The organism is Acetobacterium wieringae, assembly GCF_001766835.1.
GTDB lineage: Bacteria > Bacillota > Clostridia > Eubacteriales > Eubacteriaceae > Acetobacterium > Acetobacterium wieringae.
In genome coordinates, this window is the sequence record NZ_LKEU01000023.1 from 20024 (window position 1) to 33551 (window position 13528).

Annotated in this window: 11 protein-coding genes and 1 other annotated feature; of the genes, 8 read left to right on the top strand and 3 right to left on the bottom strand. The window is 45.8% G+C overall.

What is annotated here, in order from left to right:
* The first annotated feature begins 80 nt into the window (after positions 1 to 80).
* The 6 genes from ACWI_RS05550 (at position 81) to ACWI_RS05575 (ending at position 5758) form a co-directional block, all read left to right on the top strand.
* Positions 81 to 710 carry a cobalamin B12-binding domain-containing protein gene (locus ACWI_RS05550; RefSeq protein ID WP_070370442.1) on the top strand — a complete coding sequence of 210 codons (630 nt, stop codon included), beginning with the start codon at positions 81 to 83 and terminating at the stop codon, positions 708 to 710.
* Between the two features lie 244 nt (positions 711 to 954).
* On the top strand, positions 955 to 1734 hold the full coding sequence (locus tag ACWI_RS05555; RefSeq protein WP_070370443.1) for a formate/nitrite transporter family protein: 780 nt from the start codon (positions 955 to 957) through the stop codon (positions 1732 to 1734).
* 250 nt (positions 1735 to 1984) lie between these two features.
* Positions 1985 to 2635 (top strand): cobalamin B12-binding domain-containing protein, encoded by a 651-nt coding sequence (locus tag ACWI_RS05560; protein WP_070370444.1) that lies wholly within the window; start codon positions 1985 to 1987, stop codon positions 2633 to 2635.
* A gap of 28 nt (positions 2636 to 2663) precedes the next feature.
* Positions 2664 to 3368 (top strand): GntR family transcriptional regulator, encoded by a 705-nt coding sequence (locus tag ACWI_RS05565; RefSeq protein WP_070370445.1) that lies wholly within the window; start codon positions 2664 to 2666, stop codon positions 3366 to 3368.
* 22 nt (positions 3369 to 3390) lie between these two features.
* Positions 3391 to 4086: a DUF1638 domain-containing protein gene (locus ACWI_RS05570; RefSeq protein WP_070370446.1), complete on the top strand. Its 696-nt coding sequence runs from the start codon at positions 3391 to 3393 to the stop codon at positions 4084 to 4086.
* A gap of 184 nt (positions 4087 to 4270) precedes the next feature.
* Complete coding sequence (locus ACWI_RS05575; protein ID WP_070370447.1) at positions 4271 to 5758, top strand: UDP-N-acetylmuramoyl-L-alanyl-D-glutamate--2,6-diaminopimelate ligase; 1488 nt, start codon at positions 4271 to 4273, stop codon at positions 5756 to 5758.
* A gap of 38 nt (positions 5759 to 5796) precedes the next feature.
* Here ACWI_RS05575 and ACWI_RS05580 read toward each other — a convergent pair whose 3' ends face one another.
* Positions 5797 to 7695 (bottom strand): ABC-F family ATP-binding cassette domain-containing protein, encoded by a 1899-nt coding sequence (locus ACWI_RS05580; protein WP_070370448.1) that lies wholly within the window; start codon positions 7693 to 7695, stop codon positions 5797 to 5799.
* A gap of 137 nt (positions 7696 to 7832) precedes the next feature.
* On the opposite strand from ACWI_RS05580, the gene ACWI_RS05585 reads away from it, so the two are divergent.
* The gene (locus ACWI_RS05585) at positions 7833 to 8306 is read left to right on the top strand and encodes a gamma carbonic anhydrase family protein (RefSeq protein ID WP_084633523.1); all 474 of its coding nucleotides are present in this window, start codon (positions 7833 to 7835) and stop codon (positions 8304 to 8306) included.
* A gap of 56 nt (positions 8307 to 8362) precedes the next feature.
* Here ACWI_RS05585 and ACWI_RS05590 read toward each other — a convergent pair whose 3' ends face one another.
* Positions 8363 to 8857 carry an ECF transporter S component gene (locus ACWI_RS05590; RefSeq protein ID WP_070370449.1) on the bottom strand — a complete coding sequence of 165 codons (495 nt, stop codon included), beginning with the start codon at positions 8855 to 8857 and terminating at the stop codon, positions 8363 to 8365.
* Between the two features lie 221 nt (positions 8858 to 9078).
* Positions 9079 to 9669: a hypothetical protein gene (locus ACWI_RS05595; RefSeq protein WP_070370450.1), complete on the bottom strand. Its 591-nt coding sequence runs from the start codon at positions 9667 to 9669 to the stop codon at positions 9079 to 9081.
* Positions 9670 to 9905: 236 nt separating this feature from the next.
* Positions 9906 to 10133 (top strand) — a binding site (T-box leader).
* Positions 10134 to 10282: 149 nt separating this feature from the next.
* Between ACWI_RS05595 and ileS the strand changes: the two genes are divergently transcribed.
* Positions 10283 to 13381: an isoleucine--tRNA ligase gene (gene ileS, locus ACWI_RS05600; protein ID WP_070370451.1), complete on the top strand. Its 3099-nt coding sequence runs from the start codon at positions 10283 to 10285 to the stop codon at positions 13379 to 13381.
* Positions 13382 to 13528 lie beyond the last annotated feature (147 nt).

The following is a 13528-nucleotide window of genomic DNA, read 5'->3' on the forward strand; positions in this document are numbered from 1 at the left end:
GTGTATCATACGACTAAACATGTACACACATGTCACACAAGTTTTTTATGAGATGATTTTTTTAAAGAAGGGGTATTAAAATGCTGGATTTAAAGGTATTAACACAGGCAGTTGGAGATTTAGAAGAAGAAGATGTAATGGATCTGCTCAATGATTTTGTGGCGACGAATCCTTCTGAAGCAGAAGCACAGGAAGCCGTTGCTGCCTGTCAGGGTGGTATGGCACTGGTTGGTGATCTGTTTGAAAAAGGCGAATATTTTGTTGGCGATCTGATCTTTGCTGGCGAATTGTTAACCGAAGCTATCAATGTGCTAAAACCGGTTTTAGGCGGTGATGATTCAGCAGTTGCTGGAACGATCGTTATCGGAACGGTTCATGGTGACTTACACGATATCGGAAAAAATATCTTTAAGAGTATGTCGGAAGCGGCAGGATTTGAAGTGATTGACCTGGGGATTGATGTGGCTCCAGAAATCTTTGTCGAAAAAGCCAAAGATTGCAATCCGGCGATCATTGGTATGAGTGGAGTCTTAACATTAGCGATCGATTCGATGAAAGAAACGGTCGATGCGCTCAAAGCTGCTGGCATCGATGCTAAAGTGATCATTGGCGGAAATCCGGTTACGAAAGAATCCTGTGAATATGTGGGTGCTGATCAATTTACCACCAATGCAGCAGAAGGCGTTAAAATCTGTCAGGGATGGGTCTAAGCCTTAATAACCCCAAAATAAAATAAAAATACGAGGATAAAGGGGAGCGTTAGCTCGGATCTTTATCCTTTTTTTATTTACACGAAAGAGAAATAGGATGACTCTTGATCAAATAGAGACATCTTTATTAGCGCTAAATTTATAAGATTTGTAGATATTTGTATATACAGGTCGATATAAGTATGGTATAATTTCGACAAACGATTTCATCAAAATCGGAAAACTTTATGTTTAGGAGGAGAGGGTGAATAATTTTTTTAGTCCCGCAGAAATCTGCGAGAACATGGTGAACGGATGTAATAATAAAGCCAAGCTGCCAATCAGTAAAATGCTCGTTTTGGGTATTTTTGCTGGTGTCTTTATTGGTTTTGGGGCTTATGGTTTTACGGTTATTACATCGGGTGCCGGTACTGGTTTTGAAGCGACCTTTGCCAAGTATATTGGGGCTGGGGTTTTCCCGGTGGGCCTGATGCTGGTGGTTATTTGTGGTGCAGAACTGTTTACTGGAAACAACCTGATGACCTTATCACTTTTCAAAAAAGAAATTACCGTCGGCGCAATGTTGCGTAACTGGGGTGTGGTCTGGGCAGCCAATCTGGTGGGATCTGTTTTACTGGCTTATTTAATGTCACAAAGCGGTCTCTATGGTGAAGCGATGACAGCAAAAGCTATTGGCATTGCCGAAGCAAAATGTGCGATTCCTTTAATGCCAGTGATCATCCGGGCGATTTTCTGTAACATGCTGGTTTGCCTGGCGGTCTGGATGCAATCCGGGGCCAAAGATATCATCGGTAAGATCTTTGCGATCTGGTTCCCCATCATGCTCTTCGTTTTGTCTGGTTTTGAGCATAGTGTGGCCAACATGTTTTTTATTCCCATGGGGATCTTCTGCGGCGCAGATGTAACCTGGGCCCAGGCTTTTCTGAACAATATTCTTCCAGTAACCTTGGGAAATATTATTGGTGGGGCCGTTATCATTCCTGCTTGCTATCATTTTACCTATGCTAAAAAATCAGCGGCATAAAAAGTTGACAGTTTAGTAACTTTTGCTCTTCATTAAGAGAAGAGCAAAGGCCTCTAAACTTAAAGAAATAAAAATTTGTATGATAAATATCAATTATACCATTATCAAAAAAAATAATTTAGGTTATAATTATAAGAACTTTGAAAAATATTAAACTAGAAATTCCAGGTGTGATCATTTAGATAAAGCCAGGTTGATAAACGTGGTGGTGGTATTCAATTTACACCTTTAAGGGAGTGGAACTTAAATTATGAAACATAGCATTGTAAGATCCATCGAAGGATTATATGAGGATCGAACCCTGGAACTGGTACGGATTGCTATTCGAAAAGGGTTTAAACCAATTGACATTTTTAATTGGCTCCAAACCGGAATGGAACGGGTTGGTAAATTATACGAAACCAGTGATTATTTTATTGCGGATTTGATTTTTGCCGGGATCATTTTTCAGGAAGTGATGGAGCTGGAAGAATTAAAAGAAGTTACTAAGGTAACCCCTAAAAATAAGATCGGGCGACTATTGCTTTTTTCGGTGTTTGGAGATTGTCACGATATTGGCAAAAATATTTTTGGTTCCTTTGCCAGAACTGCCGGATTCGAACTCATTGATTTAGGGACGGATGTATCGCTGTATCAGGTCATCGAAGCTATTGAAACCGTCAAACCGGATATCATCGGCATGAGTGGTATGCAGCAGGAAACCATTTATGAAATGCGGGCGGTAGTCTGTGAATTGGTTAACCGGGGCATCCGGGATGATTACCGGGTCATTATCGGTGGTGCTGTCATTGATGAAAAGGCAGCTCAGATAGTTGGTGCCGATTTTGCCACTAAAGATGTGATGACTGGGGTCGAGAAATGCAAATTATGGATGATTGAAAAAACCGGAAAAAAACAATAAATAGAAAATAGACCAAGGTGGTAGAGAAATGGGATCCCCCGAATATTTAAAAATAGTCGATGCAATAAAAAATAGAATAACCAGTGAAGAAATTAAACCGGGTGATGCCATACAATCTGAGAATCTTCTCTGTGAAGAATTTAATGTCAGTCGCATGACGGTCAGAAAAGGGTTGGCTGTACTTGTCAATGAAGGGTATATTTACTCCATACCAGGTAAAGGAAACTATGTTTGTGAGCCGAATCTGGATTCGTACACCCTTCATTTTGATGAAATGATGACGACTGAAAAAAAAGGTGAGGAAATCCGACTGATTGAAGTCAACGTCGTGAAGCCCAGCTATGAGGTGGGCTTTAACCTGGAAATCCCCGAAAACAAACATGTCATCGTGGTCAAACGGGTATTTGTCAGCGATGGGGTGGTAAAGGCCTTTGATGTTAAGTATATTCCGTATTACCGGGGCATTCCGATTGTCGAGAAAGAAATTCGCTATGCGACCTTTCCCGAAATGGTGGCCAAAAAGAACTCCATTTTTGCGATGACCAAAAAGCTGAAGATTCGGGCCATGGCAGCAACCGGCGAAGTTAGTCAGGTGCTGGATATCATGGAAGGTGATCCGGTGCTGGTGGTGGAACAGAAGCTGATGGATGAAAAAGATCACCCCATTGGATGGGGTCTTATGTACTTTACCGGTGACGATTCAGGGTTGGAGGCAGTCGCTTCCTTCGATTAGTTATGAATAACTGAGGTATGGGATGAAAGAAAGTATCTTATTAATTGCGTGTGGAATGATTCAGGACGAGATGAGCTTGGCGATGAAAAATACCGGCATCAATTATGACACCATTTGGATGAGTGCAGAACTTCATAACAACCCGGATATGCTAAATCAGGAACTGCAAAAAGAGATCAACCGTCATCAGGAATACGACACCATTCTGCTCAGCTACGGGAATTGCGGCAAAGCCCTGATCGGATTGCGTAGTGACCATGCCAGATTGGCGCTGTTGCGCTCTGAGGATTGTATCCAGATTCTGCTTCATAATAAGGAGAAACTCAAATCGATCCGGGGTGAAACCTACTTTATCACCCGCGGTTGGATGATGGGGAAAAAGTCTTTAAAAGAAGAATATCATTATGCCATCAACAAATATGGGCCCAAGCGGGCTGAAATGATCATGGAAATTATGTTTAAAAACTACAAGTCCCTGATGATGATTGATTCAGGTGCCTATGATCTGGATGAGTGGATTCATTGTGCCCGCCACCTAAGCCAGGTGCTGAAACTGGATTTTGTAATCACCCAGGGTGATGTGGAAATCCTGGAAATGTTTCTGTCGCTTAAATGGGATCACCGGGTGGCCGTGATCGAGCCGGGACAGGAAGTGACTAAGGACGATTTTGGGGTGGAATGTGTTGTGGCATCCTGTGCCAATATGTTTAAAATGTAAAAATGCGGATTTGATTGACTTACTCGGGAGATACGAAAAACGTGTCTCTCTTTTTATTTTGTGCTGTTGTAGATGTTGCGCCAAAGGGTTGACTTCTGCTAGTCATACAGGTGTAGACAGACAAAAGGGAAAACAGTATAATAATAAATGAGTTTTACGGATGATAAACAAGAGAGGAAAACCAATGAAACTGGAACTATTGTTAAACGAACTAAAAATAATCGAAGTAAGAAACAGTCTACCGGACTGTGAGATAGAAAAAATTTGCTATAATTCCCGGGAAGTTGTCCCCGGCAGTCTGTTTGTGGCCATTCCCGGCTACGTCACAGATGGTCATCGCTATATCGGTAATGCCATCGATGGCGGTGCGGTTGCCGTGGTTTATCAAAATGATCTGCCCGAGTATCAGCCGGAGGTCTGCTACATTAAAGTCGCCGATTCCCGCTATGCGCTGGGAAGCCTGGGAAGCTGCTTTTACGGGAAGCCATCGCAGTCGATGCTAGTGACCGGGATTACCGGAACCAATGGCAAAACCTCACTGACCTATATGCTTAAGCATATTTTTGAAAGCGAAGGTAAGAAATGCGGTTTGATTGGCACCATCCATAATCTGATTGGCGACCAGGTGGTTGATAATCGAGGCCGGACGACCCCGGAATCGCTGGAAGTCCAGGAGATCATCAAGGAAATGAAGGATGGCGGCTGCAGTCACCTGTTTATGGAAGTTTCTTCCCATGGACTGGCTCTGGATCGGGTCAATGGGGTGGATTTTGATTACGGTATTTTTACCAATCTGACCCAGGATCATCTGGATTATCATAAGACCTTTGAAAATTATTTTGAGGCGAAAGCCAAACTTTTTTTTAAGCAAAACAAGGCCAGCATTGTCAATGGCGATGATCCATGGGGGCAGAAGCTCTGCGAACTGCTGGCACAAAAATCGGCGACGCCAGTGATTACCTATGGCTTAAAACCAGGGAGTGATTATTATGCCAAAGATCTGGTTTTGGGAACGACGGGAACGGCGTTTACACTGGTTACTCCAGTGGCAGAGGAAAAACTGTTTTTAAATATTCCCGGTGAGTTCATGGTTTATAATGCCCTGGCGGCGATCATTGTTGCTGTGGAAGAAGCGGTGCCGATGAGCGTGATTCGGGAGGCCCTGGCGACGATGCCGGGGGTTTCCGGCCGGATGGAAATTCTCGATGTGGAAGCCCCCTTTGATGTGGTCATTGATTACGCCCATTCGCCCGATTCGCTGGAGAAATTGCTCCAGTCGGTGCGAAAAATATTTCCTGGTCGGATTGTTCTGGTCTTTGGCTGCAATGGCGACCGGGACAAGGAAAAACGGCCAATCATGGGCCGGATCGCTGGCGCCTATGCCGATATGGTGGTGGTCACCTCGGACAACCCTGCCAGTGAAAACCCGATGGATATTATCAATGCGGTGGTGGCGGGGGTTCGGGAGAAAACCGATCAGGTTGCCACGGTTGAAGTCCGGCAGGAAGGGATCTATTATGGTGCTACCCTGTGCGGTCCGGGAGATGTGTTGGTGCTGGCTGGAAAAGGCCATGAAAAACAGGAGATTATGAAAGACGAAACCCTCTATTATAACGAATGGGACACCGCCCGGGAAGCCGTTGCCCGGTTGAAAGGGAAGTCCGATAAATAGTAAAAAGACAAGCAAAAAGCGCCCATGAGGCGCTTTTGTTATTTTTCCAGGGTTTCCAGGGTTTCCAGCCGATCCATGATGGTCAGCAGTTCGTCTTCCAGTACGGCCTTTTCGTTGGCCAGTTCCTCTAAGACGGTGTAATCCCTGGTGGTTTCTGACAGCTTCTGAGTGACAAAATCCAGTCGTTGATCCTTGGCTTCGAGATCCAGCAGCAGGGCTTCCTGCTCCCGTTTTTCCTTATAGGTCAGGCCGGGCTTGCGGGTTTTCGGTTTTTCACTGGCCGGGGCGGCGGTTTTTTTCTCCGGCTGTTCCGGGCTATTGTCTTTGGTACCCAGGCCAGTCAGGGGATGTTTTTTGATATAGTCCGAATAATTCCCGGTTTGGCTGGTGATCTGGCCTTTACCGTCAAAAGATAAAATCTGTTCACAGGTACGATCCAGAAAATAACGGTCATGGGAAACGGTCAGTACCGAGCCCTGAAACTCGTCCAGGTAGGCTTCCAGAATCGTCAGGGTGTCAATGTCCAGATCGTTAGTGGGTTCATCAAACAGCAATACATTGGGAGCCATCATCAGGATGCCCAGCAGATAGAGCCGCCGTCGTTCGCCGCCGGAGAGTTCGGAGATATACACCCATTGGCTGTTTTTATCAAACAGAAAAAGCTCCATCATTTGAGCGGCGGTGACCGTTTCACCCCGGGAATTTTCCATGACTTCGGCTTTTTCCCGGATATAATCAATGGCCCGGAGGCTCAGATCCATATCCTCGGATTCCTGGGAAAAATAACCGAGTTTAACGGTATCCCCCAGGGTGATGGTGCCGCTATCCGGCTTAAGTTTTCCGGCCAAAAGATTGAGCAGGGTCGATTTGCCATATCCGTTTTTACCGATGATCCCAATCCGTTCACTGGGACCGAGGATCATCGAAAAATCGCTGATAATTTTCTGGGGGCCAAAGGATTTGCATAAATGCTCGATTTCAATGACTTTTTTACCCAGCCGTGAAAAGCCCACCGAGATTTCCATTTGATTTTCGGACAGATCGGTGGCCTGGTCTTTAATTTCTTCAAACCGTTGAATTCGGGCTTTCTGTTTGGTGGTTCGGGCCCGGGCCCCCCGGCGGATCCAGGCCAGTTCCCGGCGGTAGAGGTTTTGACGTTTGGCTTCAATGGCGTTTTGAGCTTCCCGGCGGTTCGCTTTCTGTTCTAAAAAGTCTGAATAATTGCCGGTATACTCATAGAGCTGGCCCTTATCCAATTCGATTGTTCGGGTCACCACCCGATCCAGAAAATAACGGTCATGAGTTACCATCAGCAGCGCCCCTTTGCGGTTTAACAGGTAGTTTTCCAGCCAGGCAATGGTGTCATTGTCGAGGTGATTGGTCGGCTCATCGAGAATCAGCAAATCACAAGGTGTCAGCAGGGCCGAGGCCATCGCCACCCGTTTGCGCTGGCCACCGGAAAGCTGCTTGATTTTTTTATGGTAGTCGTGAATACCCAGCTGGGAGAGGATTGTTTCGACCTGGGATTTTAGATTCCAGAGGTTTTCGTCATCAATACGCTGAGATAACGACAGCAGCCGCTTTTGCAGGGGGGCATCTTCCGGGGAATCTTCCAGGGTGGCCAGGGTGGACTCATAATCCCGGACCAGGTTCATTTCCGGCGAGTTGGCGCAAAAGACCTGGGAAAGCACCGTGGTATCTGGGTTAAGATCGGGATCCTGGGGCAGGATTTCGACCCGCTTGGTGCCAAAAAATTTAACTGCACCAGCGTCGGGGCTGTCGAGGCTTCCAATAATCTTAAGCAGCGAGGTTTTACCTGAGCCGTTGACCCCAATCACCCCGATCTTGTCAGTGTCGGCGATGGAAAAAGAAATATCATGAAAAAGGGTTTTGATCCCATAGGTTTTTTTTAAGTTCTCAATACTGGCTATATTCATTGACTCGTCCTTTGTGTTTTTGTTTTGCTGATATTTTATCATAAATTGGGGGATCTTGGAAAAACTTTACAAAAAGTCCTGAAAATAGTATCATGTAGTCATAATAATTCGAAGTAGATTAAGGTGGGGTGAACAGAATGATGTTGGGTAAAACCGTTTTTATTGCAAAAAGTGCCGATGTAGTGGGTAAAGTAAAGCTGGGTAATTTTATCTCGGTGTGGTTTCAGGCAGTCATCCGGGGGGATGTGGACAGTATTACCATTGGCGATCGCACCAATATTCAGGATGGTACGGTGGTGCACGTGGCTCCAGGTTATCCCACAGTCATCGGTGCTGGCGTGAGCATTGGTCACAATGCCATTATTCACGGCTGCGAAATCGGGGATAATGTCTTAGTGGGGATGGGGGCGATTATTCTTAACGGAGCCAAAATCGGCGATAACTCCATTGTCGGTGCCGGTTCACTGGTGACTCAAGGCAAGGTCTTTCCGCCCAACTCACTCATCATGGGCAGCCCAGCTAAGGTGGTTCGGGAACTGAAGCCGGAAGAAATCCAGAGCATCCGGGACAATGCCGAAGAATATCTGGATACCATGAAGGGTTATATGTAAACCGTCTGCTAACTCTGAGCAAATAAAAAAAGACCCAAGGGGTCTTTTTTAGATGGTTAAAACTTGACCGGGGTCAGGCGAAAGCGTTCCAGTGGTTTGTGTAAAATGGTGACCAGGACAACCCCAAATACGCCCTGCAACAGGCTAAACGGGACGTTGACCAGCGGACCGGCAATATTGCCGTACATAATCACTTCAGAAACGTAGTAAACGGCCGTCATGGCAATCACTGCCGGGAACATCCCAAGGAGGATATTTTTGTCAGGGAAACGCTTCATCAGATAGCCAAAAATAAAGGCCATTGAGCCTTTGGCAATAAAAGTCGGCAGCACATAGGCGCCGTAACCGCCAAAATAGTCAGCGCTGGCCGAGCCGATGGCGGCAGCAATCAGACCGCCCCAGGGCCCCAGGATATAGGCAGATAACAGTACCGCCCCATCGCCGGGATGGATGTAACCCGTTGGCAGGGGAATCTTGATCAGGGAGGTCATGATGAAAGTCAGGGCCATCATCAGGGCAGTGTAGGTGATTTTTCTGGTTTGTTCGTTCATTTTCTTTCCTCGTTTTCTAAAAAATGCCAGGCATTTGCAAAATGGATCAAGATTGCGCAATCATGATGGGTGAAAACAGGCCACAGCGGCCAGGTATTTTTGCAATTGCCGATAAAAAATACTAAGCCGCAGAAAACCCTTGGCTTAGTATAGAATTATCCCATATTATTTTTAGAATACAAGGGTTTGAATGACCTGATTTTTTTAAAAATCTGAACCCATCAAACCTGATCAATAAAGACACTGACAGCACTCACCCCGGGAAGGTCAGTTTTATCCGGATTGTTTGGGGAAATGGTCAGGCTGATGGTATAGCCGCTGACAGTTCCCTTCAGATTGGTGGATTCAGAAACGGTTTCCTCGCTATAATCCGGGGCGACAGCCAGCAGACTCTGGTAAAAACTAAGGATTTCATCAGTGGAAAAATCCGAAACATAGGCCGCTTTCCAGCCTGGTTTGCCTGCGGCGGTGGTGATCTGGTTCGATTCGGAAACGCTGGTTACGCCATACAGCGGAACCATCTGGATGGGATAATTGCCCGCCAGTAGACCGGCTTCATCAACATAGAGATCGGCCTGATTTTCGGAAATGACCGTTTGCATGTCCTGGGGCACCACAATAGCAGTGGTAGCGGTGGTATCCGGCAGATTATTTTTAATTTGGTCAGGTTGTTTGGTCGTTGTTGTTTCTTCAGCGGTTGTTTTTTGATCGGTCGTTTTTTCGTCATTCATCAGCTTTGGGATCATAAAGACGGCGCCAGCAATCAGAACCCCAATTAGGACAACCGAAAGAATAATATAACGTGTTTTCATAATGACTCCTTTTTGGAAATGGACAGATCAATTGGAAACGGCGGTAGTCAAATCGTTTTGTTTCCCAATGATCTGTGTAACGAATGAATAGTTCGCCCTTATTATAACCCATATTCTTAATTTTTTGAATAAACATTTCAAAAAACTTGATTTTATTAAGGATATTGGATAGAATATAAAACAGACCTTTTTACTTTTAAATCGTTATTAACTATTGTATTCAACTAACTAAAAAAATAAATGTCAGGATAAGGACGCTGTGGGGAATGCTTTAACAGAGAGATAATCAATTCGGTGAAAGATTGTCGAAAGATACCTCAGAGAGATCACCTTTGAACAGGATTTCTGAAGACTTAAGTTGGCCATTGGTTAATTAAGCTTAGGAAATCCCGGGGAATCGTTAACTTCATGGAGTGGGCAGTTTGCTGCCAACTTGGGTGGTACCGCGATTTTTCGTCCCTTGGATTTTTCAGGGGGCGTTTTTTGTGTTTGGCGAGTCTTGGTGCGATTACGGATTGCGTGATCCCAAAGCGTATTACTTAAGAGCAGAAAATAAACACAGATTAAGCAATGCAGTTATGTAAACTAAGAGAGACTTAATGGAGGTAGAAATATGGCGCAGTTTAAAACATTAATAGAAGGAAAAATTGGCGACAGAGAAGATGCAATCTCAAAACAATGGGAAGCGATGAATCTGTTGCAGCAGAGTATTGATAACCGGGCGGGGAAACAGGACTTTGTTTTTTATGAGGGTCCCCCAACGGCTAACGGCCGTCCCGGAATCCACCACGTGCTGGCCCGGACACTGAAAGATACGGTCTGTAAATATAAGGTCATGGATGGCTATCGGGTGCTGCGTAAAGGCGGCTGGGATACCCATGGTCTGCCGGTGGAAATCGAAGTTGAAAAACAGCTGGGGCTGTCCAGCAAACCGGAAATTGAAGCCTACGGCATTGATAAGTTCAACGAAAAATGTAAGGAATCGGTCTTCAATTACGAAGGACAATGGAAGGAAATGAGCCGCAAAATGGGTTATTTCATTGACATGGAAAACCCTTACATCACCCTGGATAACAATTATATTGAATCGGTCTGGTGGATTCTCGATAAATTCAATAAAGAAGGGTTTCTCTATGAAGGGCATAAGATCATGCCCTATTGCCCCCGCTGTGGTACTGGTCTGGCCTCCCATGAGGTCGCTCAGGGCTATCAGGAAATCAAAAGCAACACCGTTGTTGCGGCCTTTAAACGCAAGGATGCCAACGAATACTTTTTAGTCTGGACCACTACCCCCTGGACCCTGGCGGCCAATGTGGCACTGGCCGTTCATCCCGAGGCCGATTACATCAAAGCCCGCAGCAATGATGACGTGTATATCTGTGCCAAGGTGCTGGCGCCCAAACTCCTGGGCGATGACTACGAAATCATTGAAGAAATGAAGGGAAAAGACTTGGAGTACGTTGAGTATGATCAGCTGATGCCCTTTGTGACGCCCGACAAAAAAGCTTTTTTTGTCACCTGTGCCGACTATGTCACCACCGAAGACGGTACCGGGATTGTTCATATCGCCCCGGCTTTTGGGGAAGATGACTACAAGGTTGGCCGTGCCTACCATCTGCCGGTGCTGCAGCCGGTGGCCGAGGACGGCAAATATACCGACACCCCCTGGAAGGGACAATTTGTCATCGATGCCGATCTCGATATCATCAAATGGTTAAAAGCTGAAGGCAAACTGTTCAAAAAAGAAAAGGTGCTCCATAATTACCCCCATTGCTGGCGCTGCAAAACCCCGCTTTTATATTATGCCAAACCAAGCTGGTATATCGAAATGACCAAGATCAAAGGTACCCTGATCGCAAATAATAATGGCGTCGAGTGGTACCCGGATTTTGTCGGCGAAAAACGTTTTGGCAACTGGCTGGAAAACCTCAATGACTGGGCGATCTCAAGAAGTCGCTACTGGGGAACGCCGCTGCCGGTGTGGCGCTGTGATGCGTGCGGGAAGCTGGAAACCGTCGGTTCCCGCAAAGAACTGGTGGAACGGGCCATTGAGGGGATTGACGAAAGCATTGAGCTGCACCGCCCTTATGTGGATGATGTTCATTTCACCTGCCCGGATTGCGGCAAAACGATGACCCGGGTCAAAGACGTGATCGACTGCTGGTTTGATTCCGGCTCGATGCCTTTTGCCCAACATCACTATCCCTTTGAAAACAAAGAACTGTGGGAAGAACAATTCCCGGCTGATTTTATCTGTGAAGGGATTGACCAGACCCGGGGTTGGTTCTATTCATTACTGGCGATTTCTTCCTTTGTCACCGGTAAAGCGCCCTATAAAAAAGTGCTGGTCAATGACCTGATCCTCGATGCCGACGGCCAGAAAATGTCCAAATCCCGGGGCAATACGGTTGATCCCTTTGAAATGTTTTCTGAATATGGGGCGGATGCGCTGCGTTGGTATCTGCTTTATGTCTCGCCGGCCTGGACGCCGACTCGTTTTGATGTCAAGGGGATTAAAGAGGTGCAAAGTAAATTCTTTAATACCTTAAAAAATACCTACCATTTCTTTGCCCTGTATGCCAATACCGATAGCATCGATCCCCGGGAATTCTTTGTGCCCTATGCCAATCGTCCCGAAATTGATGCCTGGATTCTTTCTAAATACAACCGCTTGGTTAAAGAAGTCCGGGAAGAAATGGACGTCTTTGATCTGACCAAAGCGGTCAAAAAAATCCAGAATTTTGTTAACGAAGATTTATCCAACTGGTATATCCGCCGCAACCGTCGTCGGTTCTGGGGAACCGAACTGACGGAGGATAAAAAAGCCGTTTATAACACCACCTGGGAAGTGCTTGAAGGGGTGGTTCGGCTGTGTGCGCCCTTTGCGCCATACATCACAGAAGAACTGTATCAAAAGCTGACCGATGGGGTTTCGGTCCATTTGGCCGACTATCCAACGGCTAACGAAGCGCTGATTCAGGAGGCCATTGAAGAACCGATGGATCTGGTACGGGAACTGGTCAGCCTCGGTCGTGGTGCCCGGGAAGAAGCCCAGATCAAGGTTCGCCAACCGCTATCCAAGATCATTGTCGATGGCAAGTACCGGGAAACCCTGGGCGATCTTTGCGTCCTGATTGAAGAGGAACTAAATATTAAAAACGTCGTCTTTGAAGATAATCTGGGTGACTTCATGAACTATGCCTTAAAACCCGACTTTAAGGTCGCTGGCCCGATTCTCGGTCAGAATGTCAAGCTGCTGGGCAAGGCCCTGGCTTCAGTGGAAGCCAGTGAGGTGGTGGCCAAGCTGGAAGCTGATGGCAGCTTTGTGATTGAGCTGGATGGCGAAAGCCTCGAACTGCGCAAAGATTTCATCGATATCCGGATTTCTGCCAAAGAAGGCTTCAATGTCCAGATGTTTAACAATAAGTTTATTATTCTTGATACCAGCCTCACACAGGAGCTACTCGATGAAGGCTGTGCCCGGGAGTTTGTCTCCCGGATTCAGCAGCTGCGAAAAGCCAACGGCTACGAAGTGATGGATCGGATTGACATTACCTACAGCAGTGACGAAGCCATGGATCGGGCGATTGAAATCTATACTGATTTTATTAAAACTGAAACCCTGGCTGATACGATTACGGTTAAGGCCGGTGTTGGTGAAGTGTTTAATCTCAATGGCCATGATACTGGGATTGAACTGCAGAAAAAATAATCGCTTAAACAATTAAAAAAATCATAAATAAATAATGAAAAACCGATGGTGTGTCAATGCCATCGGTTTTTTTAATGGCCATTTTTTAAGAAAAGGCGTAAACTAATTATCTCAAGTAAGATAATTTAGCAAATGTCAAACTTTGAA

Coding starts and splice junctions, on each gene's coding strand:
- ACWI_RS05565 (WP_070370445.1), top strand. CDS start 2,664: ATGGGATCCCCCGAATATTTAAAAATAGTCGATGCAATAAAAAATAGA.
- ileS (WP_070370451.1), top strand. CDS start 10,283: ATGGCGCAGTTTAAAACATTAATAGAAGGAAAAATTGGCGACAGAGAA.
- ACWI_RS05585 (WP_084633523.1), top strand. CDS start 7,833: ATGATGTTGGGTAAAACCGTTTTTATTGCAAAAAGTGCCGATGTAGTG.
- ACWI_RS05550 (WP_070370442.1), top strand. CDS start 81: ATGCTGGATTTAAAGGTATTAACACAGGCAGTTGGAGATTTAGAAGAA.
- ACWI_RS05570 (WP_070370446.1), top strand. CDS start 3,391: ATGAAAGAAAGTATCTTATTAATTGCGTGTGGAATGATTCAGGACGAG.
- ACWI_RS05595 (WP_070370450.1), bottom strand. CDS start 9,669: ATGAAAACACGTTATATTATTCTTTCGGTTGTCCTAATTGGGGTTCTG.
- ACWI_RS05575 (WP_070370447.1), top strand. CDS start 4,271: ATGAAACTGGAACTATTGTTAAACGAACTAAAAATAATCGAAGTAAGA.
- ACWI_RS05580 (WP_070370448.1), bottom strand. CDS start 7,695: ATGAATATAGCCAGTATTGAGAACTTAAAAAAAACCTATGGGATCAAA.
- ACWI_RS05560 (WP_070370444.1), top strand. CDS start 1,985: ATGAAACATAGCATTGTAAGATCCATCGAAGGATTATATGAGGATCGA.
- ACWI_RS05590 (WP_070370449.1), bottom strand. CDS start 8,857: ATGAACGAACAAACCAGAAAAATCACCTACACTGCCCTGATGATGGCC.